Here is a 759-nt window from a genome sequence, read left to right on the forward strand (position 1 = left end):
CATAGAACTGTAAAAGGTTTAAATATAGTATCTTTGAATTACAGTGATTCTCATACTGATATGATGTTAGATTTCTCTATAAATTATAATAAAAATCAAACTATAAATATTAATGAAAATAGTTTTCATCATAAAAGTAATGCATATAAACGAAGAATTGAAGGTAATGATGGTAAAAATATTTTAGCTCTTGAGATGGTAAATAGAGTTTTAAAATCTGGAATATATGCAGATTATCTTTTGGTTGACAGCTGGTATGCAAAACCTGATTTTATAAATACTGTGCAAGCAAATGGTCTTGATGTAATTGCAAGAGTTGCAAATAATCCTAGGATTTGGCAATTTACAGGAAAATATAGAACACTTGAAATACTTTACAATAATTCAAAACAAAATAAAGTTTCAAAGTTAGGAAATTATAACTCTATTAAATACAGTTATGTATCAACTATAACTACACATAAAACACTTGGAAAAATTAAAATAGTTTTTATAAAAACTAAAGAAAATTTAATTCCAATTATCTCAACAAATACAATTTTATCTGATATTGAAATTATAAATACCTATAAAAAACGATGGAATATTGAACAAGGATATAAAGATTTACGAGAGTATTTTCAATTTGGAAAAGAAGAAAATAGAATCTTTGAGGCACTCGTTGCTAGGATTACTCTATCTTTCTTTGCTTATAATCTTACAAGCTATATCAATCGTATCAATAATGAACCACAAACATTAGGAGAGCTTTTTAGAGAT

Annotated in this window: 1 protein-coding gene; it reads left to right on the forward strand. The window is 25.4% G+C overall.

Annotated elements, in window-relative coordinates; genetic code table 11:
- On the forward strand, positions 1–759 hold a 759-nt coding region (locus tag CJ670_RS05940; RefSeq protein ID WP_165785193.1), incomplete at both ends, for a transposase.

This window comes from Arcobacter cryaerophilus gv. crypticus (assembly GCF_002993025.1).
Classification (GTDB): Bacteria; Campylobacterota; Campylobacteria; order Campylobacterales; family Arcobacteraceae; genus Aliarcobacter; species Aliarcobacter cryaerophilus_B.